This is a genomic window from Pseudomonas aphyarum, from assembly GCF_028657055.1.
GTDB lineage: Bacteria > Pseudomonadota > Gammaproteobacteria > Pseudomonadales > Pseudomonadaceae > Aquipseudomonas > Aquipseudomonas aphyarum.
This window is the reverse complement of record NZ_JAMDGS010000002.1, coordinates 1-22,820: the sequence shown is the minus strand read 5'-3', so window position 1 is coordinate 22,820 and position 22,820 is coordinate 1. Positions and strand designations below refer to the sequence as shown.

Below are 22,820 nucleotides of genomic sequence, written 5' to 3'. Positions count from 1 at the left end.
CGGTCTTCTCTCGAATGAAGGCGAGGGTTCAATGACGATGTTCGCGGGTCACCCCGGCATCGAATTGCGCGACGATCTGTTTCCAGCCGGCGGCGGACAGCGCTGCGTCGGACAGGTCTGCCGGCGCTTGCAGGTCGGTGGCGCGGTTGAGCCAGATGTCCGGCGCGGCGTCATCGGCTGCGTTCAGGCGCATCAGAAACGAACCGGCCACAGCCGGTGCCTGGCTGTGGCCGAAGTAGGCGCGGTCGGCCAGCAGTTGCCAGACATGACCGCCACGACTGACCGAACTGGCGTCCTGGGCAAACGGGGCGAAACCCTCATCTGCCAGGTTCTGCGGGGTCGGCAGCGTTTGCTGTTCTTCGCGCAGCAGACGGATCTCGTCGAGGGTCACGCGCAGATCTGCGTAGATGCCTTGCTCGCTGGCGCCGAGATCGCGACGAGCATCCAGCTGATGGCTGGAAACCGGCTCCGGCTCGTGGGAGACGCCGCGCCATGCCACTACCGATCCGGAGACCGCGAGGATCAACAGGCACATCAGCAGCACGTTGAGGGTTTCATGTCCGGCACCGGCCGGGCGTACAACCTGGGTAGTCGGCGTGGTCATGGGGCTTCGATATCCGCTTGGTCGATTTCGACCACGTGGCCGGGGCCGGCGTCGAACAGCACGTAGAACTCGGCGCCGGGTTTCTTGAAGGTCAGGGTCGAATCGGCGCCGAGCTTGCCCGGCACCAGAATGGTTTCGTCGTAGCCGATCACATCGAGGGTCACCCCCGGTGCGCCGCTGCCGTCGGAGAATCCGCCGGTGCATTTGATCTGCTCGGCGTCGATGGCCTTGCACTCGCACATCGGGTTGTGGGCCAGGGCGCTGGCGCTGAAACCGGCGCACAGCGCCAGCAATGCAGCGTTCATGCTCAGGCGGGAAGGACGGCTCATGGTTTGACTCCTTGTTTATTCAGCCACGCAACGGTGGCGGGCGAGGCCTGGCTCAGCGGAATCGAGGCTTGATGCATGCTGCCGTCCCAGCCTTCCATGGTGATCCACAGTTCGGCGTCGGCTTTGGTTTTTTCCGGCACCGGCAACTGGGTGCCCATGCGGTACGGCGTGCCGAAGAAGATCGAACCGGCGGCGCGCAGACTGCGCGGCTTGCCGATGCGCAGATACGTGGCCTTGACCGGCTCGATGCAGGCCTCGCACAGCGCGGCATTGAAGCCTTTCAGATAGCCCGCCGGGCCATCGGAACGCGGGGCCTCGTCACGCAATTCGGCCAGACGCAGGCTCCACGGCCCGACCTGGATTTCGCCGATCTCGCGCTCGCCCAGGCCGCTGTCGCCACGGAACAGCGCGGCGTCGGCAAAGTATTTGGGCATGAAGCCCAAGGGGATCAGCAGCAACAGCACGTTGATGTGGAAGCGCCATTTGTGCCAGAACACGCTCAGCCGCGAAGGCCGAGCCACGGTGGTGGACTTGCTCACAGGCTGGCCTCCGACGTTTCACGGTGCAGGGCCGGTTGCGCCTGCACGCGCTGTTTTTTGCTCTCGCGCTTGAGGGCGTTGGCGGTGGCCAGCGCGGTGCGCTTGGTCCAGATCAACAGTCCGCTGAGGACCATCATGCTCAGCAGCAGGCCGAAGAAGAACCAGATCAGCTTGATCCACAGACCGCCGAAATCACCGGTGTGCAGCGGACGCATGGATTCGGTGACGAACTCCAGCGACGTGCGATCGGACAACAGCCGCGAAGCCGCCACGTCACCGCTGTACGGGTTGAGCGTGGCGGTCTGGTACATCAGCGGATACCAGCCGCGTCCGCCGATATCCATGTGCGCGTAGGCATTGCCCGGCAGGCTGATGAAGCTGGCTTCCAGACCGGGGATTTTTGTCTGGGCGATTTCGATGGCACGGTCCAGGCTGATACGCGGCGGTGGCGAGCCGTCGCTCGACAATGGCACGGCTTCGCGGGACATGGCCGGAATGATCGGCTCGCTGGAAATGGAAATCTGGTTGTCCGACAGCAGCGCCTGGATCAGGAACCAGGTGCCGGTGATCGAAATCACCGCGATGAACCAGATCGACCAGATGCCGCTCAAGCGGTGGAAGTCGCCCCAGAAGATCCGTGCGCCGTGATTGAAGCGCAGGGTCGGGCGGAAAAAGCCTTTCCAGAAGCGCTTGTACACCACCAGCCCGGTCACCAGCGAAACCAGCATCGGCAGGCCGAGGAACGACACCAGATACCAGCCCCAGCTGAAACCGTTGGTGAACGGCACCAGCCACCAGCCATGCAGCGCGCGGGTGAACGCCTTGAAGTTGAAGCTCGGCGCCGTGCCCTGGATCACGCCGGTGTACGGGTTGACGTAGACCGTCAATGAACGGCCGTCGGGGTAGCTGACGTCGACGTCGAGGGCAAAGTGCGACTCGTCCGGGCGGTTGATGCTTTGCACCAGGGTCTGGGGTTCGGCTTTTTTGATTTCGGCGAGGATCTGGTCGTAACTCAGGCGCGGTGCATCATCCGACGGTGCGCTGGCGCGCATCTGCGGGTTGGCCAGCCAGACGATTTCCTGGCTGACTACCGCCAGGGTGCCGGTGACGCAGACGATCAGAACGAAAAACCAGATCGGCAACGCCAGCCAGCTGTGTACGAGGAACCACAGTTTCGAGCGGGATTTCTTCGACATGATGACGGGTCTTGATTCGGTGAGAGGGAGCGGTACTACGGGCTTCGCAGCACGGGAGTCCCCTGAAAGGCCGGTCGTGGCTTTTGCCTACGCGACCGGCCCGCATCTCTATAAGACGGATGACCGAAGCAAATCCCGATAAACGATATGAAAGTAAATGTTTCGCGATTGCAGGTGGCTGCCGCACGGGCGGATTTCTGCGGGGGAAGCGAAGTAGTCCGACGGCGCATGCCGCCGGATTGAGGGAGCGGATCAGCGGAGAAAGTCGAGTGCTTCAGCGAACAACAGTTCAGGAACTTCTTCGGCGAGGTAATGCCCGGCAGGCAAAGCCTTGCCCCGTACGTCGGTGGCAACCTGTTGCCATTCCTTGAGCGGATCGAAGCAGCGACCGACGGTGCCCTCGGCGCCCCACAGCACCAGCAACGGCAGAGTCAGGTGACGGCTGGCCGCGAGATCGGCGCGGTCATGTTCCAGATCGATGCCGGCACTGGCGCGGTAATCCTCGCAGATCCCCCGAGCACTGCCGGGACGTTCCAGGCAACGTCGGTATTCGCTGAACGCCTCGTCGGTAAAGGGCGCAAGCCCGGCGCTGCGACTGCCCATGACGCTGCGCAGATAACCTTCGGGATCGGCTTCGATCAGGGTTTCCGGCAACGGCGCCGGGCGGATCAGGAAGAACCAGTGCCAGTAGGCGCGGGCAAAGGCTTCATTGGTCTGGCTGTACATCGCCAGCGTCGGCGCGATGTCGAGCAGGACCATGCGCTGCACAACCTCGGGATGATCGAGCGCCAGGCGATGGGCGACTCGCGCGCCACGGTCGTGGGCAAGGATCGAGAACTGCTCGAAACCCAACGCCTTCATCAACTGCACGCCGTCGCGGGCCATTTCGCGCTTGGAATAATTGAGATGAGCCTCATCGGCCGGCGGGCGACTGCTGTCGCCATAACCGCGCAGGTCGGCGGCGATCACCGTGAAATGCTCCGCCAGTTGCTCGGCGATCTTGTGCCAGATGACGTGGGTCTGCGGGTGCCCGTGCAACAGCAGCAGGCCCGGGCCGCTGCCTTTGAGGCGGTAGCTGATGTCCACACCGTTGACGTGGCGCTGGTCTTTGACGAATCCGGCAAACATCGGGTGATCCTTTATTCAGGCGAGTGGCCTGCATCCTGGAATCGCCGGGCGTTCATGACAAGACGTGAAGCGTGGTTCGACGGTTCATGAATCGTGTTCGCCCATCCCCGCGCGCTGCGCGGGAATGGACACCCGGCGTTGTTAACCCTGCTGGAACATCTCCTTCGCCCGTTGCTCGATCTGCTCTTGCGTCAGATCCTCCTTGCGCGTGGCGAGGAACCACAGATGCCCGTACGGATCTTTCAATGTCCCGCTGCGGTCGCCGTAGAACTGATCCTTGACCTCGGACACGGCTGTCGCCCCGGCATCCAGTGCGCGCTGGAAGGATTTGTCGACATCGGTCACGTACAGATGCAAACCGACGGACACCGCTTTGTCCGGATTGCTCAACGGCCCTTGATCGCATGGCGAGCCGAGCATGATCGCGCTGTCGCCGATGCGCAGTTCGGCGTGGCCGATGCCGCCGTCGGGCATGCTCAGGCGCATGACTTCGGTGGCACCGAACGCCTTTTTATAGAAGTCGATGGCTTCGGCAGCTTTGTGAATGCCGAGGTACGGGGTAATGCTGTGGTACCCCTCGGGAATGGGTTTGACGCTCATGGCGGTACTCCCTGTTTTTTGTTGCCTGGTTTTTATTAGAGGTTGAAGGTGTGCCTTCGCCGGGGTTGCCGGTCGCTCAACTATAGATCCGTGCCGCCGCCATGGCCGAGTAGCCGACGAGCAGCCACCGCACTGTTCAGCCATCGACAGTGAAGCAACAGAATGCGCGGGTTTTCATCGTCAGAAACCCTGAAAATCCGCTGCAACCCGCGAAAAACAAGGTCTGTCAGTCAGGCACAGAAGCTGCAATGACCCGGTACAACACCGATACCGAGAGTCATCCATGTCTGAATCTGCCGTTTATCCGATCAACCCGCCGGCCGCCCACCGGATCGCCGACGACGCCGAAGCCTTGCGCGTGGCCGCACAGGTCGCCGCCGTCTTGCAGGAACACGCCGCCGAACGTGACCGCAGCCGCGAAGTACCCGCCGAGGTCGTCGACCTGTTTTCCAACAGTGGCCTGTGGGGCATCACCGTGCCGAAGGAATACGGCGGCGCGCAGGTGTCCTACGCGGTGCTGGCACAGGTGATCGCAATCATTTCCGCCGCCGATCCTTCCCTCGGGCAGATCCCGCAAAACCATTACTGCCTGCTCGAAGACATCCGCCTGCAAGGCACGCCGGCGCAACAGGCGCATTTCTTTGAGCTGGCGCTGCAAGGTCATCGTTTCGCCAACGCGCTGTCGGAAACCGGCGGCAAGAACGTGCAGGACATTCAGGCGACCATCCGCCGTTATGGCGACGGTTTCGTGATCAACGGTCGCAAGGGCTACTGCACCGGCTCGCTCTACGCCCACTGGCTGGCGGTGCTGGCGCTGGATGAAGAACAGAAGGGCCAGTTGGCCTTTGTCGAACGCGGTACGAAAGGGCTGGTGATCGTTGATGATTGGGACAGCATCGGTCAGCGCACCACGTCCAGCGGCACGGTGCTGGCGCAGGATTTACAGGTGGCACCGTTCAATCTGTTTCCGACGTACCGTTCCTACGAGAGCCCGACCCTGGCCGGGCCGTTCGCCCAGTTGACCACCGCCGCCATCGACGCCGGCATCGCCCGGGCAGCCTTGCGCGACACGGTTGAGTTCGTCCGCCACTTTGCCCGACCGTGGATCGATGCGGGTGTGGAAAAGGCTAGCGAAGATCCGCTGACGATCATCCAGATCGGCGCGCTGGAAATCCGCCTTGAAGCCGCCGAAGCCTTGCTCGAACGCGCGGGTTGGGCGCTCGACGCTGCACGTCCGGCACCGGATGAAGACAGCGTCGCACTGGCGTCCCTGGCCGTGGCCAAGGCCAAAGTGCTGACCACCGAAATCGCCATCGAGGCCAGCAATAAACTGTTCGAACTCGGCGGTACCCGCTCGACCCTGAAGAAGCACAATTTCGACCGTCACTGGCGCAACGCTCGGGTCCATACCCTGCATGACCCGGTGCGCTGGAAGTATCACGTGGTCGGCAACTGGCTGCTCAACGGCGTCAAACCGCCGCGTCACGACTGGTCCTGATCATGGCCGAGTGGTTCAAACACATTTACTGGGCCGACATCGCCCAGGCCTGTCTCGACACCCTGAGCATGCTCGGCGCGGCGCTGCTGTTCACGGTGTTGTTGGGCTTGCCGCTGGGGCTGCTGCTGTTTCTCACCGGCAAGCGCCAGTTGCATGAAACGGTTGGCCTGTACCGGGTGCTGTCGGTGATCGTGAACATGCTGCGTTCGCTGCCGTTCATCATTTTGCTGATCGTGCTGATTCCGCTGACCACGTTGCTGGTGGGCACCTCGCTGGGCGTGCCCGGAACGATTCCGCCGCTGGTGGTCGGCTGCACACCGTTCTTTGCGCGGCTGGTGGAAACCGCGTTGCGCGAAGTCGATCGCGGCGTGGTCGAAGCGACCCAGGCCATGGGCGCCAACACCTGGCAGATCATCCGCCACACCCTGTTGCCGGAAGCCCGCGGCGGGTTGCTGGCGGCGGTGACTGTCACCGCCATCGTGCTGGTGGATTACACGGCGATGGCCGGCGTGATCGGTGGTGGCGGGCTCGGTGATCTGGCGATCCGCTACGGCTATCAGCGCTTTCAGACCGACGTGATGGTGGTCACCGTGGTGTTGCTGCTGATTCTGGTGCAGGCCCTGCAAATGACCGGCGACCGCCTGGTGGCGCACTACAGCCGACGCTGAAAAAACAAGTTCAACCCATAAAGGCCCCACGTTCACCCCACGACGGCCACTCAAATCTGCCCTGGAGCACAGCATGAAAAAGACCCTGGCCGTACTGGCTGCCGTTCTGTCGTTCGGCGCCCATGCCAATGAAAAACTGATCGTCGGTGCCACCCCGGTGCCGCACGCGGAAATCCTCGAATTCGTCAAACCGACCCTGGCCAAGGAAGGCGTTGATCTGGACATCAAGGTCTTCACCGACTTCATCCAGCCCAACCAGCAACTGGCGCTGAAAAACCTCGACGCCAACTATTACCAGTACCGGCCGTTTCTCGATGATTTCAACAAGACTCGCCACACCGATCTGGTGCCGGTGGTCGGCGTGCACATCGAACCGTTCGGGGCTTACTCGACCAAGATCAAGAACATTTCGGAGCTGAAGGATGGCGCGAGCGTGTCGATCCCCAACGACCCGGTGAACACCGGTCGCGCGCTGGTGCTGTTGCACGAGGCGGGGCTGATCAAGCTCAAGGATCCGAGCAACACCTTGGCCACCCAGCGCGACATCGTCGAAAACCCCAAGCACCTGAAAATCCGTGAACTGGAGGGCGCGTTGCTGGCTCGTTCGGTGAGTCAGGTGGATCTGGCGTTCGTATTTGCCAACTACGCGCTGGAAGCCGGGATCGACACCAACAGCGCGCTGATCGTCGAGAAGGGCAAGAGCCTGTACATCGAGTTTCTGGTCGCGCGTCCCGACAACATCAACGACCCGGGCCTGCAGAAACTGGCCAAGGCGTTGAATTCCGATGAAGTGCGTCAGTTCATTCTGACCCGCTACAAAGGGCAGATTGCGCCGGGCTTCTGATGGATCGAACTGAGGGTTTCCGTGGCACGGGAACCCTCAGTCGGGAACATTGAGAAAGTGCGCCCCTGGCCCTTGCTCGCCCAGCACATCGCCCTGATTGCGCAGCGGGCAGGCCTCCATCGACAGGCATCCGCAACCGATGCAACCGGTCAGCCGGTCCCGCAGCAGCATCAACTGATTGATCCGTTCGTCCAGCTCACGCCGCCACTGCTCCGACAACACTTTCCAGTCCGCTGCCGTTGGTGCGCGGTTGTCCGGTAGCTGTTTCAACGCCTCGCCGATTTCTGCCAGCGGAATGCCCAGCCGTTGCGCCACTTTGATCAACGCAACCCGCCGCAGCACCTCCCGTGGATAACGCCGCTGGTTGCCGGCATTGCGCTGGCTCTTGATCAAACCTTTGGATTCATAAAAGTGCAGGGCGGTGACCGCCACGCCGCTGCGGGCCGCGACTTCGCCGACGGTCAGTTGCTTGTGCACATTTTCCGCAGTGATCATTTGCAAACTGCCCCTTGACCTCTAGTTAAGTCGAGGTTTTACCCTGCAGGCCTTCGAATCGCAAGATTCGTCTGACAGAGTGGGGATGTCATGCAAGCACCAGCGAAAAACCGCAGCTTTACCCAATTGATCGAATTTGAAATCGAACCCGGCCAGCAACCGGCGCTGGTCTCGGCGCTGGCGGTGCAGACCGAACGTCTGGCCCAGCGTTACGCCGGCTTCGTCAGCGCGAGCGTCCAGGCCAGCGACGACGGCCGGCGAGTGTTGAGCTTTCTGCAATGGCAGTCCCGCGAGGCGGGGGAGGCGGCGTTCCAGAGTTTCGAAACCGGCGAGCAGGATTTCTGGCAACTGATCCGCACCCATCAGGCGCGAACCGTGACCTTCGGTTCATTCCAGGTGCTGAGCAGCATCGCCCGCAGTCATGACGATGGTTTGCACTGCCAACTGGTGGGTTAGATCGACAGCTGGATCAAACGCTCGCCTTGCAGGTTTTCCGTGGGCCGGCGCTTGTTCACCGCCAGTTCACCGATCTTGATCAGCCGCGTGCGGGTGACGTTGCGGCTCAGGCCGAGCAAGGACGCGGTGTGCACCTGGTTGTAATGGCAGAAGCGATAGGCCGCGCGCAGCAACGCGTCTTCGACCTTCTCATGCAGGGCGCCGGCCTGTTGCTCGAAAAGTTTCTGGAAGGCGCGTTCCAGCAGCGCTTCCGGTGAGTCATCGGCGGTCGCGTGCTGATCGTCGGGACGGTCGATGCGCAGGTTCGACAGGCGCAGATCGTCGCGTTCGATCACGCCGTTACGGCAGATCAACAGCGTGTGATGGATGACGTTTTCCAGTTCGCGGATGTTGCCCGGCCAACTGTAGCCGCGCAGCTTGTGCTCGGCGCCGGGGCTGATGGTGATGCGCCCGTAACCCAGGCGCTGACTGTAGGCCTCGATGAAATGCCGGGTCAGCGGCAGGATGTCGCCGGGCCGATCGCGCAACGGGCTCAGTTCCAGATTGACCACGTTCAGCCGGTAGTACAGATCCTCGCGGAAATGCCCGGCGTTGATGGCTTTCTCCAGTTGCACGTTGGTCGCAGCAAGCACCCGCACATCGATGGGAATGCTCTTGCGCGAACCCAGGCGCACCACTTCGCGCTCCTGCAACACCCGCAGCAATTTGACCTGGATCGCCATCGGCAGATCGCCGATTTCATCGAGGAACAAAGTGCCGCCATCCGCCTCTTCGAACCACCCGGCCTTGGCGCTGAGTGCGCCGGTGAAGGCGCCTTTTTCGTGACCGAACAGTTCGGCTTCCACCAGCGATTCGGAAAACGCGCCGCAGTTCACCGCAATGAACGGCCGGTTGCGCCGGTTGCTCAGATTGTGGATATGCCGCGCCACCAACTCTTTGCCGGTGCCGGTTTCGCCGATGATCAGCACGCTGGCTTCGCTCGGCGCGACTTGTTGCAGATGCGCGAGCAGGGCCTGGGATTTCGGGTCTTCGAACACCTGGGCAGTGGCGCGAATCGAAGTGGCCAGGGCGGGTGAGGGCGGCAGGGTCAGCAGTTGCATGGGTCTCGCTCCACGAAAGGAAATCAGGAATAGAACGTCGGCACCGGCAGGGACTGGTTCAGCGCCCAGTCGCCCAGCTCGTGGAGTTTGTAATCCAGCGGGTCGTGCAGGGTTTGCGTGCGCAGGTTGCGCCAGTGTCGGTCGAGGCGTAGCGACGCGTGGGTCGACCGGGCGCCGGTGACTTCGAACAATCGGCTACAAATCTCCAGGCCCTGGCGACTGGCGGCGACCTTGGCGGTGGCAATCGCCGTGGCCAGATGGCCGCGTTCTTCGGCGCTCAGGTTCGGGCCTTTGGCCCAGGCCTCGTCGAGCAGCGCGGCGGCGCGTTCCACCAGCAGACGAATGCCTTCGAGGGCGACCCAGAACTCGCCGTAATGCGCCAGCACATAAGGGTCTTCGCGCACCTCGCGCACCGAGGACTTGTGCCAGACACGGGTTTCGCTGAGGGTGTATTGCCGCGCCTCTTCAAAGGCCCCTTCGGCAATGCCGAGGAACATGTGGGTGAACGTCAGTTGTGCAATCAACGGGCGCAAGCAGGCGAACGGGGTGCTCAGCGGACCGGGATCCAGCAGCAGCTCCGATTCTTCGACCCGAACCCGTTCGAACGTAGCGCTGCCGCTGTCGGTCTGGCGCTGGCCGATGTTGTTCCAGTCGTTGTGCAGGGTGATGCCGCTGCGACCGCTGGGGATCGCCGCGATCAGCAGTTTGCCGCCGTTGCTTTCATCCACGGCCGAGGCAATCAGCATCTGCGAATCGCTGGCGCCGGAGCAGAAGCTCTTCTTGCCGGAAAACTCGCGCCAGCCGCCGAGATCCTTGACCACGGTGCGGGTGTCCAGCGGATTGAGCGCGTTGCCCCAGAACCAGTTCTGCCGCGCGGTCTGTTCGAACCACGGTTGCCATTGTTCCGGGCGGGAAAACAACCGGACGGTGGCGAGCATCAAATGATGGAAACCGAAGACGTGGGCGATCGAGCTGTCGACCTTGGCGAACTCGCGCACGACTTCCAGAGTTTCGCTCCAGCGCGCGCCGAGGCCGCCGTAACGGGTGGGAATGCTCAGGGCCAGCAGACCGCTGTCGCGCAGGGCGTCGCGTTCGGCTTTCGGCGTGCCGCCGCGTTCGTCGCGCTCGACGGCGGTCAGGGCAAATTCGGCGGCCAGTTGGCGGGCGGTCTGCAACGGGGAGAGCAGGGTGCTTTGCGGTTTGGCAGTCACTCGGTCTTCCTCAGGCGTTGGCTTTGGCGGGCAGTACATCGTTGGCGATCATTTCGCCGAACGGCCCGGTGAGGTTGGTGACGCCGCGTCCGGCCAGGCTCGCGTACGGCTCGGGCAGCAGCGGGAAGACCAGCTCGGCAAAGCGGTAGGCCTCTTCGAGATGCGGGTAGCCGGAGAAGATGAAACTCTCGATACCCAGATCCGCGTACTCCTTGATTCGCGCCGCCACTTGCTGCGGATCGCCGACCAGTGCGGTGCCGGCACCGCCGCGCACCAGGCCGACGCCGGCCCACAGGTTGGGGGCGATTTCCAGGTTGTCGCGGCGTCCGTCGTGCAAAGCAGCCATGCGCCGCTGGCCCTCGGAGTCGAAACGCGAAAAGGATTTCTGCGCGGCCTCGATGGTTTCGTCGCTGATGTGTTCGATCAGTTTGTCGGCGGCTTTCCAGGCTTCTTCGGCGGTCTCGCGCACGATCACGTGCAGGCGAATACCGAACTTCACTTTGCGCCCGTGACGGGCAGCGCGTTCGCGTACATCGGCGAGTTTTTCGGCGACGGCGGCCGGTGGTTCGCCCCAGGTCAGGTACACGTCGACCTGCTCGGCGGCCAGATCATGGGCCGCGTCGGAGGAACCACCGAAGTACAGCGGCGGATAGGGTTTCTGCACCGGCGGATACAGCGCCTTGGCGTTCTGCACCTTCAGGTGTTTGCCTTCGAAATCCACCGCTTCGCCTTGCAACACCCGGCGCCAGATCTTGAGGAATTCGTCGGTGACTTCGTAGCGCTCGCTGTGGCTGAGGAAGCTGCCGTCGCCACGGTTTTCGTCGGGGTCACCGCCGGTCACGACGTTGATCAGCAAGCGACCGTTGGACAGTCGATCCAGGGTCGCGGCCATGCGCGCCGAGACCGTCGGTGAAATGATCCCCGGACGGATCGCCACCAGATAACGCAGGCGTTCGGTCAGCGGCACCAGCGCCGAGGCGATCACCCACGAGTCCTCGCAGGAACGCCCGGTGGGAATCAGCACGCCGTGGTAACCGAGGCTGTCAGCGGCTTGCGCCACTTGTTTCAGGTAATTGAGGGTGACCGGGCGCGCGCCTTGGGTGGTGCCCAGATAGTGACCGTCGCCGTGGGTCGGCAGGAACCAGAAAACATCCATGAACAGCTCCTTAAGCGATTTTCAGCAACGGTTTGATGTGAGTACCGAACAGCGGCGCGGCACGTTCGGCGGCCAGGCGGATACGCGCTTTGAGCGGTTCGCTGGTGATCTGGTAGTCGGCGAAATCGGCTTCGGTGGCGTATACGCCGATCGGCAGGGTCACGGCCTGGAAGAAGCTGAATAGCGGGCGCAACTGGTGATCGAGGACCAGTGCATGGCGTTCGCTGCCACCGGTTGCCGCGAGCAGGACCGGGGTGTCGATCAACGCATTCAGGTCGATCAGGTCGAACAGATGCTTGAGCAAACCCGGATACGAACCGCGATAGACCGGCGCGGCAACGATCAGCAAGTCAGCCTGTTCGATGGCTTGCAGCTCGGCTTCGATCTCGGGCGGCAGTTCCTGACGGGACAGTGCGGCGCCGAGCGGGCGGGCGATGTCGCCGAGTTCGATCAGGTGACTCTCGACCGGCAGGTGCCCGGACAACTCGGCCAGCAGGGCCTGGGTCAACACCAGGGTGCGGGATGGACGCCAGGTTCCGCCGGACAGGGCGACGACTTTCAGTGGACGCGACATGGTCAGTTCCTTTTTCAACAGTTGCTCGGCGAGCAGTGAGTAGTCACTGGAGCAGAGCAAGCGCTGTACCAATTCCTGTAAGGCCCGTATTCCGGGGCTTTGAGCGTTGGCGGTGACTGTGCTCATGTGACTTTCAGGCCGGTTTGTTGAACCGCTGTTGCCTGGGAAACAGTTGCTGGAGCAACAGTGCCGAACGCGATGAAAGATTTATAAAGGCTGACTGTTATTCCGTAAAAGACTGTTAATTGATATTGATAGGTCTTTTGGAAATATTAAGGGCGAACTCTGCCCGAATTCTGATAGCCACTATTGAGAGCGTTGATTTCTGCCAGAGCGTGCCCGGGCGTAGCCTTTCTCCATCGACCCACACTGCTCGCCAGGACGCTCCCATGAATCGTTTACTGACTGTTTCGCTGATGCTCGCTGTCTCCGTTCTCGCTGGTTGCGCGAGCCATGTTTCCCCGGAACTGCGCCCTTACACGGCGGAAGAAACCCGTGAACTGGCGTTGGAAACCCTGAACCGCAGCGGCCTGTCGTTCGAGGAATACCACGCGAAGAAAGCCCAACTGCTTGGTCAGCCACAGAAGACTTTCGGTTTCGACAGCAAGGGTGAAATGAGCGCCGAGCGGGCCGTACAGCTGCACGGTCGTCCTAGCTGATCCGTAACTGTACTGCTCGAAGTTTTACCCAACTGTCCGTGGGTTTGCGCGGCGCCGTGGGATAGGGTCAACACCTGAATGACCCTGACGGACTGCCTGCCATGACCCTCTCGCTCGACCTGCTGCTGGGCTTTGCCCTGTTTGCCCTTGTCACCTCGATCACACCGGGGCCGAACAACACCATGTTGCTGGCATCGGGCGTGAACTTCGGCTTTAACCGCACCATCCCCCATATGCTCGGCATTACCTGCGGTTTCTTCGTGCTGGTGGTGGCGGTGGGTTTTGGCCTGGGCGCGGTGTTCCAGACTTATCCGCTGCTTTATACGGTCCTGCGTTACGTCGGCGCGGCGTACTTGCTGTACCTGGCGTGGAAAATCGCGCATTCGGGCCCGGTCGGCGACAGCGAGCAGGGCGAGGCAAAACCGATCAGCTATCTCGGCGCGGCGGCCTTCCAATGGGTTAATCCAAAGGCGTGGATTATGGCTATCGGTGCCATCAGCACGTACACGCCGATGCAGGGTTATTTCACCAATGTGATCGTGATTGCGGCGGTGTTCGCCATCATCAACCTGCCGAGCGTCGGCGTCTGGGCGGCGTGTGGGACCTTGCTGCGTAACGTGCTCAAGGATCGTCGGTGGCTGCGGGTGTTCAACTGGGGCATGGCGGCGCTGCTGGTGATTTCGCTGTATCCGTTACTCCTTGAAAGCTTTAGCTGACGCAGTGCTACAACCGCCGGCCCGATGCCTGTTAAAGTCGCGTTCAGGAGCGTTCCTACGCACTTTTAAATGAAGTTGTTCTTCTTTAACGGCATCCGATCAGGTATTGATGACGCTCTCGAACCCGGACGCAGCTCACAAGGCTGCGTCGTGCCGTTTGTAGACACGAGCTTCCTGATCCCGGAACACGCTCTGCGAGTCTTTTTATGAACACACGTCCGCTGTATTTCGATTACGCCGCCACCACCCCGGTGGACGAGCGGGTCATCCAGGTGATGATCGAGTGTCTGGGTTTCAACGGTAACTTCGGCAACCCGGCCTCCAGTTCCCACGCCTTCGGCCAGCAGGCCCGGCAAACGGTCGAGAACGCTCGCCGGCAAGTCGCCGAACTGGTCGGCGCCCAGGCGCAGCAGATCGTCTGGACCTCCGGCGCTACAGAATCCAACAACCTCGCCCTCAAAGGCGTGGCCCAGGCTCGTGGTGTGTCCGGCGGCCACATCATCACCAGTCAGATCGAACACAAGGCCATCCTCGACACCGCCCGGCAATTGCAGGACGCCGGTGTCGCCGTGACTTATCTGGTGCCGGATGCCGAAGGCCTGATTACCCCGCAAGCGGTCAGCGAAGCGATGCGCGATGACACCTTTCTGGTGTCTCTGATGCTGGTCAACAACGAACTCGGCACCGTCAACGACATCCCGGCCATCGGCGAAGTGGTGCGTGGGCGTGGGGCGTTGTTCCATGTCGATGCGGCCCAGGGCGCCGGTAAGGTCGCGATCGATCTGGCGCAATGGCCGGTGGACCTGATGTCGTTCTCGGCGCACAAGCTCTACGGCCCCAAAGGCATCGGCGCGCTGTACGTCGGCCCGCGTGCGCAACAGCGTTTGCAGGCGCAGATTCACGGTGGTGGCCACGAGGGCGGCTTGCGTTCCGGTACGCTGGCCACTCACCAGATCGCTGCCATGGGTTCGGCTTTTGCCCTGGCTGCCGAGTCTTTTGATGACGAGAAGAAAACCATTGTCGCCCTGCGCGAGCGCCTGCTCGAACAACTCTTGAGCCTGCCCGGCGTGCGCCTCAACGGCAGCTCCACCCAACGGATCCCGCACACCTTGAGCCTGACGTTCAGCGAAGGCGAGTTCAACCCGGCGGCGCTGAGCCATTCGATCGCGTTTTCCGCGACCTCGGCCTGCAATTCCGCGAGCAATACGCCTTCCCACGTGCTGCTGGCATTGGGGCACGATGCGCATTTGGCCGGTCGTACGATTCGCCTGAGCCTCGGTCGTTTCACCACCGCCGAAGACATCGACAAGGCTGTAGATCTGATCAAGACCGCCTGCGCCAGTGCTCCGGCATTCTGGGCGACAGGGCTTTAACGAGCCGGCTTCGAACGGCACCGAACAATAACGATGAAGTGATTGGCAGGAGACATGATGAGTACCCAGACTTTGACCGAAGGAACGGTTCCCCAGCGCTTGGCGCACACCCGCGAACTGATGCGTCGCGAAGGCATCCACGCACTGCTGGTGCCGTCCGCAGACCCGCACTTGTCGGAATATCTGCCGGGTTACTGGCAGGGGCGGCAATGGTTGTCGGGTTTCCATGGCTCGGTGGGCACATTGATTGTGACCACCGATTTCGCCGGGGTCTGGGCCGACAGTCGTTACTGGGAACAGGCGACCAAGGAACTCAAGGGTAGCGGCATCGAGCTGGTCAAGTTGCAACCGGGCCAGCCGAGCCCGTTGGACTGGCTGGCCGAGCAGACGCCGGAAGGTGGCGTGGTCGCAGTCGACGGCGCAGTGATGGCCGTCGCATCGGCGCGTACGCTGGGCAGCAAGCTTGAAGCGCGGGGCGCCAGTCTGCGTACCGACATCGACTTGTTGAAAGAAGTCTGGAGCGATCGCCCGGCGTTGCCGAACGCGCCGATCTACCAGCACCTGCCGCCGCAGGCGACTGTCAGCCGTGGCGAAAAAATCGGCAAATTGCGCGAGACCTTGCAGGAGCGTGGCGCCGATTGGCATTTCATTGCCACCCTCGACGACATCGCCTGGCTGTTCAACCTGCGCGGCGGCGATGTGTCGTTCAACCCGGTATTCGTTTCCTTCGCCCTGATCAGCCAGCAGCAAGCCACGCTGTTTGTGGCTTTGAGCAAGGTCGATGCCGAGCTGCGCGCCGTGCTGGAAAAAGACGGCGTGACCCTGCGTGATTACAGCGAAGTCGCCGACGCCTTGCGTGCGATTCCGAATGGCGCGAGCCTGCTGGTGGATCCGGCACGGGTCACCAGCGGTCTGCTGGATAACCTCGACACTGGCGTGAAGCTGGTCGAAGGTCTGAACCCGACCACACTGGCCAAGTCGCAGAAGAGCCTCGCGGATGCCGGGCACATTCGTCAGGCGATGGAGCAGGATGGTGCGGCGCTGTGCGAGTTTTTCACCTGGCTGGAGTCGGCTTGGGGTCGTGAGCGCATTACTGAGCTGACCATTGACGAGAAACTCACTGCTGCTCGTGAGCGTCGTCCGGATTATGTGTCGCTGAGTTTCAACACCATCGCTGCGTACAACGCCAACGGCGCGATGCCGCATTACCACGCCACCCCGGAAGAGCACGCCGTGATCGAGGGTGATGGCTTGTTGCTGATCGACTCTGGTGGTCAATACCTGGGCGGCACTACCGACATCACGCGCATGGTGGCTGTTGGTACGCCGAGCGAAGAACAGAAACGTGACTGCACCCGGGTGTTGAAGGGTGTGATTGCGTTGTCCCGCGCACATTTCCCGAAAGGCATTCTTTCGCCGCTGCTGGACGCGATTGCCCGTGCGCCGATCTGGGCTGAAAACGTGGATTACGGTCACGGCACCGGTCACGGCGTGGGTTACTTCCTCAACGTTCACGAAGGTCCGCAGGTGATCGCCTATCAGGCGGCGCCGGCGCCGCAAACTGCCATGCAACCAGGGATGATCACTTCCATTGAACCGGGCACGTATCGTCCGGGCCGCTGGGGTGTGCGGATCGAGAACCTGGCGATGAACGTTGAAGCGGGAAGCAGCGAGTTCGGCGAGTTCCTCAAGTTCGAAACGCTGACCCTCTGCCCGATCGACACCCGTTGCCTAGAGCCGTCGTTGCTGACGCTGGAAGAGAAACAATGGTTCAACGCTTATCACGCCGAAGTGCGCGAGCGTCTGAGCCCGTTGCTTGAGGGCGCGGCACTGGAATGGCTGAACACGCGTACTGCCGCTATCTGATCGGTTGAAGCTCGGGCGCTGCCGCCAGCGCCTGGGTCATGAAGTCGACAAACGCGTTAACCCTGGCGGACTGGCGACGGTTCGCCGGGGACACGGCGTGAATCGGCAATGATCGGGTCTGATAGTCCTGCAACAGGGCGATCACTCGACCCATCTTCAATTCCTCGCTGAACAACCAGACCGGTGACAGCGAAATCCCCAGTCCTCCCAAGACCATTTCGCGGATCGCTTCGGAGTTGTTGCTCTGGGCGTTGCCCTGGATGCGTACGTCGTGGTGTTGGCCATCCTTCTCGTAAGTCCACAGATTCTGAGTGCTGAGCAGGTTGAATCGCAGGCAATTGTGCTGCGCAAGATCCTGAGGTGATTGTGGGTGACCGTGGCGTTGCAGGTAGTCGGGCGTCGCCACCGTGAGCCGGTGGGTGGTGCCGATGCGTCGGGCGATCATGCCGCTGTCGTTCAACTCGCCGATGCGCAGGCTGACGTCCAGGCCTTCGCTGACCAGATCCAGATTCTGATCGCTGAGTTGCAGGTCGATCTGCACCTGCGGGTAGCGCTGCAGAAATTCCGCCAGTCGCGAAGCGATCTGCAAACGGCCGAAACTGACGGAGGAGCCGATCCGCAAAGGTCCGGCGACGGTTTCCCTGCCGGACTGGAAACTGTGCTCGGCAGCGTCCACAGCGGCGAGGATATTTCGACATTCGTTGTAGTACCGCTGACCTTCATCGGTCAGGGAGAGCTTGCGTGTGCTGCGGGCAATCAGCTTGCCGCCCAATTGATTCTCAAGGGCGCGCAGGACTTTGCTGATGGTCGGCTGGGTAGTGTGCAGTTCCCGGGCAACGGCGGAAAAACTGCCGCGTTCGACCACCCGGACGAAGATGGCCATTGCGTTTAGCTTGTCCATGAAGCGCCTCATTCATGCCGATTTGGCATGCTTACTATAGTCATTTGACGTCTTATCGGCATGGATCTGCTGCGGGAACATGGCTTCACTTTCTCCCACAGGAATGACCGAAATGACTGACTCACTGCACATGAATGCCCTGATAGTGGACACCGCCAACGGGCCGTTACGCTTGGTTTCCCTCGAGCGCCCCGTTGCTGGGGCCGGGCAGGTATTGGTGCGGATCAAGGCCAGCGGTGTGAATCCGCTGGATCTGAAAATCCGTGCAGGGCAGGCTGCCCATGCTCGGCAACCGTTGCCGGCGGTGTTGGGGCTGGACCTGGCGGGTGTGGTCGAAACGGTGGGTGAGGGTGTGCAGGATTGGGCGCCGGGCGATGAGGTGTATGCGTTGGCCACGGGCATTGGTGGCGCACAAGGTTCGTTGGCCGAGTTTGCAGTTGCGGACGCGCGACTGCTGGCGCGTAAGCCTTTGAACCTGAGCCCGCGCGAAGCCGCGAGCCTGCCATTGATATTGATCACGGCGTGGGAGGGCCTGGTGGATCGCGCTCGGGTGAGAGTGGGGCAAAAAGTGTTGATTCACGGTGGAGCGGGCGGCGTCGGGCATGTGGCTGTGCAACTGGCCCGTGCGTTCGGCGCTGAAGTGTATGCAACAGGTTCTGCGGGGCAACGCTCGATCATCGAGGGTTACGGTGCGACGTTCATTGATTATCGAGAGGGCGCGGTGGAGGACTATGTTGCGGAGTTCACGGCGGGGGAGGGGTTCGACATTGTCTATGACACGGTCGGCGGTGAGACGCTGGACGCTTCCTTCAAAGCTGCACGGACCTACAGCGGACATGTACTGAGTTGTCTGGGCTGGGGGCAGCACAGTCTTGCGCCGTTATCGTTTCGTGGGGCGACGTATTCGGGCGTGTTCACCTTGTTGCCGTTACTGACCGGCAAGGGCTGCGAGCATCATGGCGAGATTTTGCGACAGGCTGCCGCCCTGATTGAGTCCGGCCAGCTGCGACCTCTGCTTGATCCGCATCGGTTCACGCTGGAAACCGCCGGGGAGGCCCATGAGCTGCTGGCAACGAAAGCAGCTCAGGGGCGTGTGGTCGTGGAGATTTAACGAAGGGCTTCCACCACGAAGTCGAGCCGGTCCTGACCGAAGAACAACTGGTTGTCGATGAACATGCTCGGCGCACCGAAGACGCCGCGTTTCACAGCGGTTTCGGTGTTGTCCTTGAGCGCAGCTTTGACTGCTTCATCGTTGGTCAATGCCAGTACTTCTTCAGGATTGAAGCCATGTTCGGTGAGCACGGCGGCAACTGTTGACGGTTCATCAAGGGCCCGGCCTTCAACCCACATCGCTTTGAACAGGCAATCGATGAACGCCTGAAAGCGATCCGGATGACGCAGTTGAATGCCGGTGACCGCACGCATCAACATCAGGGTGTTGATCGGGAAATGCGGGTTGAATTTCAGGGGCACGCCGTAGCGTTTGGCGTAGCGGTCCAGGTCCTGAAACATGTAACGACCCTTGGCCGGGATCATTGCCGGAGACGCGTTGCCGGTGGCTTTGAAGACGCCGCCCAGCAACATCGGAATGTAGATCAACTGGCTGCCGGTTTCATCGCAGATTTTCGGCAGTTGGGTATACGCCAGGTAGGTGGCGGGGCTGCCGAGATCAAAATAGAACTCCACGGTTTTGCTCATGTTCGCTGCACTCTGTTTTTGTTATTGGGGGGATTACCAGCGCTCGTTCCACGGACGCAGATCCAGTTCGAACGTCCAGGCGTCCCGTGGCTGGCTATGCAGATACCAGTAGTTCTCGGCGATGTGTTCGGGATTGAGAATGCCGTCCTGATCCTTGGTGGCATATTTGTCAGGGAAATTGTCGCGGATAAAGTCGGTATCGATGGCGCCGTCGACCACAACGTGAGCAACGTGGATGTTCATCGGGCCAAGCTCTCTGGCCATGCTCTGTGCCAGAGCCCGGATACCATGCTTGGCTCCGGCGAATGCGGCAAAGCCTGAGGCACCGCGCAATCCGGCAGTCGCGCCGGTGAACAGGATAGTGCCGCGGCTACGGGTCACCATCCGTTTGGCGACTTCCCGGGCATTGAGAAAACCGGAGAAACAGGCCATTTCCCAGATCTTGAAATACTTGCGGGCGGTTTCTTCGAGAATGCTGCAGGGCACGTTGGCGCCGATGTTGAAAACGAATGCTTCAATCGGACCGAGGCGGGTTTCGATGTCTTCGATCAGGGCAATTACATCTTCTTCCTTGCGCGCATCGCAGGCAAAACCGTGGGCTTCACCGCCGTCCGCCTGAATGGCTTCCACCAATGGCTGCAATTTGTCGGCGCTGCGCCGCGTGACGCACGCGATGAATCCTTCCCTGGCGAACCGCTTGGCGATGGCGCCGCCCGTGGCATCACCTGCACCGACAACCAATACGACCTTCTTGTTATTCATGGGTGGATCCCTTTAGTAAACGATCGTTAAGTGAACGAACGTTATGCTAGGATTTGCTCAGCGTCAAGACACTCAATGTGAGGACAATTACATGCGGTATTCCGCCGGTCACAAGCTGGAAACCAAAGAAAAGCTCCTGCAAAGCAGCTCGCTGTCTGCGAAAAAGACCGGGTTTTCATCAATGGGCGTCGATGGCCTGATGAAGGCAATCGGCTTGAGCGGGGCGGCGTTCTACAGCCATTTCTCGTCCAAGGACGACTTGTTCGCGGCTATCGTCGAGCGTGAGCTGTGCCAGAGTCTGGAGCGCTTGGGCGGGCAGGGTAAGCAGGATCGCGAACGGCTGGAGCGGTGCCTGAAGCTGTATCTGAACATGGCCCATGTCGAGCAACCTGAACTGGGCTGCGCATTGCCTGCGTTGGGCGCCGAGATAGCGCGGTCGGATATTGTTGTGCGGGAGCAGGCCGAGCTGTGGATTTGTAAGCTTCAGGAAAGCTGGGCGCAGATTCTGGAAAGCGACAGTCTGGCCTGGGCGATTCTGTCGCAATGTGTCGGGGCACTAGTGGTGGCGCGTATGTTGGCGTCACCGAAGATTCAGCAGCGGGTGCTGAACTCCTGTCATGAGGAGATCGGACAACAGCTCGCCGCTTCGCGAGTGCAGTAGCGGCGATGGTTTATTTGCAGATGACGATCATGCTGCGGCTGGTATAGCCGGCGGGGTTGAGACCGAAGGGGTAATCACCCGGTTCTTCCACGGTATCGCCTGATTTTGCGATGACCTTGTAGCCCTTCGGTGCGCAAGAGTTTGCAGCGCTGGCGTAGCACTTGTCCCAAGAGGAGGACAACCCCGAACAGTTGATGTGCAGCCCTTTCTTGCCATGCTTGACCTGGGTCTTCGACGTCGCCGCGCAGCCCGCAACGGCGAGTATGGCGATCAGTATCAAAATTCGTTTCATTACCGTCCTTATGGCGGCCTCGAGTCTGGCGCTCGGGTCTGCCTGTTTGCGCTCTCGCTTGACGCGTTCCGATGTCCCTATCCGAAAAAATCCATGTCTGGCATTGGGTTGCGAGGCTAAACATGGCCTAAATGAGCGCCAAATGCCAGACCTTCGTTCAATCCCCTTTCAATCCGCCGCGATGGCGGGTTTGGCAGCGCTGCCCATGGTCATGGTTGCACCGACGGAGGCCAGAATAATGCACAGGATCGCCATCCATTGTGACAAAGAAAGGTATTCCTGAAGGAATAGCAGGCCCGACAGCGCGCCGAAGGCCGGTTCGATGCTCATCAGCGTGCCGAACGTGCGGGCGGGCATGCGGGTGAGTGCGACCATTTCCAGTGTGTAGGGGAGGGCGGTAGACAGAATCGCGACGCCGATAGCGATCGGGATCAGTGCGGGAGTCAGCAATGCGCTGCCGGCATGGACGATACCGATGGGGGCGACGAACAGGGCAGCGATCATCACGCCAAGCGCTGCGGTGGTCACGCCGTTATCTGCGCCGGCCTTCTGGCCGAACAGAATGTATAGCGCCCAGCACACACCGGCTCCCAGCGCATACCCCGCACCGACCAGATCGATGCCCGCGGACGTAGCGCCGGTCGGTATCAATAGCAACAAGCCGATTGCTGCCAGGGCAATCCAGACAAAGTCGATCGCGCGACGTGAGGCATAGATGGCGACTGCCAGCGGTCCGGTGAATTCGAGGGCGACTGCGATGCCGAGCGGAACAGTGCGTAACGACATATAGAAGAGGAAGTTCATGCCGCCCAGCGCCATCCCGTAGACAATCACTGTGCGTAGCGACTTGGCTGTCAGCTTCGCTCTCCAGGGTTTGAGCAGTAACAGCATGATCACGCTGGCGAAGATCAGGCGCAGCGTTGTCGTGCCTTGAGCGCCAACGATGGGGAACATGCTTTTGGCCAGCGATGCGCCGGACTGGATCGATGCCATGGCTATTAATAGAAGGCCAACCGGGAACAGGGTTGAGGCAAGGCTGCGAGGCTGGTCGTTCATTGCGTGGCATCATCCGGGGAAGGAGGTGAGGTGTGTTGGGCAATATAGTGCGCACTCGCTACGTTCGCGTCTATATAGGAGGGACCTTTTTCCCTCTCTTGATAGAAAACGCAAATTAAGGGTTGACGGCAGATTTTGAGTCTCTATAATTCGCCCCACTTCCGGCGCAGTCGAAACGGAAAACTCCTTGAGATTCAATGAGTTAAGTAGGTTTCGAAGGCGGGTCGCTTCAGTTCATCGAAGCCTGGAAGGAGTTGGAAATGCCGGTTTGTTCGGCGCTTTCAACGGTTCGATCTTCTCGGTCGAAAGCGGAGAAAAAGAGGTGTTGACAGCAGCGTGTAACGCTGTAGAATTCGCCTCCCGCTAACGAGAGATCGGAAGCGCAAGTGGTTGAAGTTGTTGAAGAAATCTTCGAAAGCTTCTGAAAATAATCACTTG

General features: G+C 61.0%; 26 protein-coding genes and 1 pseudogene. 10 read left to right on the top strand and 17 right to left on the bottom strand.

Annotation, left to right across the window (positions count from 1 at the left end):
• Positions 1 to 28 precede the first annotated feature (28 nt).
• From M5G18_RS01800 to M5G18_RS01775, 6 genes are all read right to left on the bottom strand, one after another.
• Entirely contained in the window at positions 29 to 604 is a 576-nt protein-coding gene (locus M5G18_RS01800) for a DUF6162 family protein (protein WP_273898414.1), read from the bottom strand.
• The gene (locus tag M5G18_RS01795) at positions 601 to 933 is read right to left on the bottom strand and encodes a hypothetical protein (RefSeq protein ID WP_273898413.1); all 333 of its coding nucleotides are present in this window, start codon (positions 931 to 933) and stop codon (positions 601 to 603) included. Before M5G18_RS01795 ends, M5G18_RS01800 begins: the two co-directional genes overlap by 4 nt.
• The gene (locus M5G18_RS01790; RefSeq protein ID WP_273898412.1) at positions 930 to 1,472 is read right to left on the bottom strand and encodes a thiamine pyrophosphate-binding protein; all 543 of its coding nucleotides are present in this window, start codon (positions 1,470 to 1,472) and stop codon (positions 930 to 932) included. The genes M5G18_RS01795 and M5G18_RS01790 overlap by 4 nt, the downstream gene beginning before the upstream one ends.
• Entirely contained in the window at positions 1,469 to 2,668 is a 1,200-nt protein-coding gene (locus tag M5G18_RS01785) for a PepSY-associated TM helix domain-containing protein (protein WP_273898411.1), read from the bottom strand. The genes M5G18_RS01790 and M5G18_RS01785 overlap by 4 nt, the downstream gene beginning before the upstream one ends.
• Before the next feature lie 252 nt (positions 2,669 to 2,920).
• On the bottom strand, positions 2,921 to 3,796 hold the full coding sequence (locus M5G18_RS01780; protein WP_273898410.1) for an alpha/beta fold hydrolase: 876 nt from the start codon (positions 3,794 to 3,796) through the stop codon (positions 2,921 to 2,923).
• 141 nt (positions 3,797 to 3,937) lie between these two features.
• Entirely contained in the window at positions 3,938 to 4,396 is a 459-nt protein-coding gene (locus tag M5G18_RS01775; RefSeq protein WP_273898409.1) for a VOC family protein, read from the bottom strand.
• Between the two features lie 283 nt (positions 4,397 to 4,679).
• Here M5G18_RS01775 and M5G18_RS01770 point away from each other — a divergent pair, with 283 nt between their 5' ends.
• From M5G18_RS01770 to M5G18_RS01760, 3 genes are all read left to right on the top strand, one after another.
• Complete coding sequence (locus M5G18_RS01770) at positions 4,680 to 5,894, top strand: SfnB family sulfur acquisition oxidoreductase (RefSeq protein ID WP_273898408.1); 1,215 nt, start codon at positions 4,680 to 4,682, stop codon at positions 5,892 to 5,894.
• 2 nt (positions 5,895 to 5,896) lie between these two features.
• Positions 5,897 to 6,562 (top strand): methionine ABC transporter permease, encoded by a 666-nt coding sequence (locus M5G18_RS01765; protein WP_007955819.1) that lies wholly within the window; start codon positions 5,897 to 5,899, stop codon positions 6,560 to 6,562.
• 73 nt (positions 6,563 to 6,635) lie between these two features.
• Positions 6,636 to 7,406 carry a MetQ/NlpA family ABC transporter substrate-binding protein gene (locus tag M5G18_RS01760; protein ID WP_039770347.1) on the top strand — a complete coding sequence of 257 codons (771 nt, stop codon included), beginning with the start codon at positions 6,636 to 6,638 and terminating at the stop codon, positions 7,404 to 7,406.
• A gap of 36 nt (positions 7,407 to 7,442) precedes the next feature.
• Here the strand turns inward: M5G18_RS01760 and soxR are convergent, their stop codons facing one another.
• The gene (gene soxR, locus M5G18_RS01755) at positions 7,443 to 7,901 is read right to left on the bottom strand and encodes a redox-sensitive transcriptional activator SoxR (RefSeq protein ID WP_273898407.1); all 459 of its coding nucleotides are present in this window, start codon (positions 7,899 to 7,901) and stop codon (positions 7,443 to 7,445) included.
• Between the two features lie 90 nt (positions 7,902 to 7,991).
• Between soxR and M5G18_RS01750 the strand changes: the two genes are divergently transcribed.
• Positions 7,992 to 8,357 (top strand): antibiotic biosynthesis monooxygenase, encoded by a 366-nt coding sequence (locus tag M5G18_RS01750; RefSeq protein WP_007955823.1) that lies wholly within the window; start codon positions 7,992 to 7,994, stop codon positions 8,355 to 8,357.
• Here M5G18_RS01750 and M5G18_RS01745 read toward each other — a convergent pair.
• The 4 genes from M5G18_RS01745 to msuE are packed head-to-tail and all read right to left on the bottom strand — an operon-like array spanning position 8,354 to position 12,398.
• On the bottom strand, positions 8,354 to 9,457 hold the full coding sequence (locus tag M5G18_RS01745; protein WP_007955824.1) for a sigma-54 interaction domain-containing protein: 1,104 nt from the start codon (positions 9,455 to 9,457) through the stop codon (positions 8,354 to 8,356). The genes M5G18_RS01750 and M5G18_RS01745 overlap by 4 nt on opposite strands.
• 23 nt (positions 9,458 to 9,480) lie before the next feature.
• Positions 9,481 to 10,668 (bottom strand): acyl-CoA dehydrogenase family protein, encoded by a 1,188-nt coding sequence (locus tag M5G18_RS01740; protein ID WP_007955826.1) that lies wholly within the window; start codon positions 10,666 to 10,668, stop codon positions 9,481 to 9,483.
• A 10-nt stretch (positions 10,669 to 10,678) separates the two neighbouring features.
• Positions 10,679 to 11,824, bottom strand: coding sequence for an FMNH2-dependent alkanesulfonate monooxygenase (gene ssuD / locus M5G18_RS01735; protein WP_007955828.1), 1,146 nt, complete (start codon positions 11,822 to 11,824; stop codon positions 10,679 to 10,681).
• A gap of 10 nt (positions 11,825 to 11,834) precedes the next feature.
• Positions 11,835 to 12,398, bottom strand: coding sequence for an FMN reductase (msuE, locus tag M5G18_RS01730; protein WP_273898581.1), 564 nt, complete (start codon positions 12,396 to 12,398; stop codon positions 11,835 to 11,837).
• A gap of 389 nt (positions 12,399 to 12,787) precedes the next feature.
• On the opposite strand from msuE, the gene M5G18_RS01725 reads away from it, so the two are divergent.
• From M5G18_RS01725 to M5G18_RS01710, 4 genes are all read left to right on the top strand, one after another.
• Positions 12,788 to 13,057, top strand: a complete 270-nt coding sequence (locus M5G18_RS01725) for a hypothetical protein (RefSeq protein ID WP_273898406.1) — start codon at positions 12,788 to 12,790, stop codon at positions 13,055 to 13,057.
• A 101-nt stretch (positions 13,058 to 13,158) separates the two neighbouring features.
• Positions 13,159 to 13,773 (top strand): LysE family translocator, encoded by a 615-nt coding sequence (locus tag M5G18_RS01720; protein WP_007955835.1) that lies wholly within the window; start codon positions 13,159 to 13,161, stop codon positions 13,771 to 13,773.
• Between the two features lie 206 nt (positions 13,774 to 13,979).
• Entirely contained in the window at positions 13,980 to 15,146 is a 1,167-nt protein-coding gene (locus tag M5G18_RS01715; protein ID WP_273898405.1) for an aminotransferase class V-fold PLP-dependent enzyme, read from the top strand.
• Between the two features lie 57 nt (positions 15,147 to 15,203).
• On the top strand, positions 15,204 to 17,012 hold the full coding sequence (locus M5G18_RS01710) for an aminopeptidase P family protein (RefSeq protein ID WP_273898404.1): 1,809 nt from the start codon (positions 15,204 to 15,206) through the stop codon (positions 17,010 to 17,012).
• Here M5G18_RS01710 and M5G18_RS01705 read toward each other — a convergent pair.
• Positions 17,005 to 17,913 carry a LysR family transcriptional regulator gene (locus M5G18_RS01705; protein ID WP_273898403.1) on the bottom strand — a complete coding sequence of 303 codons (909 nt, stop codon included), beginning with the start codon at positions 17,911 to 17,913 and terminating at the stop codon, positions 17,005 to 17,007. The genes M5G18_RS01710 and M5G18_RS01705 overlap by 8 nt on opposite strands.
• Positions 17,914 to 18,025: 112 nt before the next feature.
• Between M5G18_RS01705 and M5G18_RS01700 the strand changes: the two genes are divergently transcribed.
• Positions 18,026 to 19,024, top strand: a complete 999-nt coding sequence (locus M5G18_RS01700) for a zinc-dependent alcohol dehydrogenase family protein (RefSeq protein ID WP_273898402.1) — start codon at positions 18,026 to 18,028, stop codon at positions 19,022 to 19,024.
• Here M5G18_RS01700 and M5G18_RS01695 read toward each other — a convergent pair.
• On the bottom strand, positions 19,021 to 19,611 hold the full coding sequence (locus M5G18_RS01695) for a 2-hydroxychromene-2-carboxylate isomerase (protein WP_273898401.1): 591 nt from the start codon (positions 19,609 to 19,611) through the stop codon (positions 19,021 to 19,023). The two genes, M5G18_RS01700 and M5G18_RS01695, sit on opposite strands and share 4 nt — an antisense overlap.
• Positions 19,612 to 19,644: 33 nt before the next feature.
• On the bottom strand, positions 19,645 to 20,373 hold the full coding sequence (locus tag M5G18_RS01690; protein WP_273898400.1) for an SDR family oxidoreductase: 729 nt from the start codon (positions 20,371 to 20,373) through the stop codon (positions 19,645 to 19,647).
• 91 nt (positions 20,374 to 20,464) lie between these two features.
• Between M5G18_RS01690 and M5G18_RS01685 the strand changes: the two genes are divergently transcribed.
• Positions 20,465 to 21,034 (top strand): TetR/AcrR family transcriptional regulator, encoded by a 570-nt coding sequence (locus M5G18_RS01685; protein ID WP_273898399.1) that lies wholly within the window; start codon positions 20,465 to 20,467, stop codon positions 21,032 to 21,034.
• A 10-nt stretch (positions 21,035 to 21,044) separates the two neighbouring features.
• Here the strand turns inward: M5G18_RS01685 and M5G18_RS01680 are convergent, their stop codons facing one another.
• From M5G18_RS01680 to M5G18_RS01670, 3 genes and pseudogenes are all read right to left on the bottom strand, one after another.
• The gene (locus M5G18_RS01680) at positions 21,045 to 21,326 is read right to left on the bottom strand and encodes a hypothetical protein (protein ID WP_007955851.1); all 282 of its coding nucleotides are present in this window, start codon (positions 21,324 to 21,326) and stop codon (positions 21,045 to 21,047) included.
• 168 nt (positions 21,327 to 21,494) lie between these two features.
• A complete protein-coding gene (gene rhtA, locus M5G18_RS01675; RefSeq protein ID WP_273898398.1) occupies positions 21,495 to 22,382 on the bottom strand; it encodes a threonine/homoserine exporter RhtA in 888 nt (295 codons plus the stop codon).
• Positions 22,383 to 22,611: 229 nt separating this feature from the next.
• A pseudogene (locus M5G18_RS01670) lies at positions 22,612 to 22,820 on the bottom strand (hypothetical protein); the annotation flags it as partial.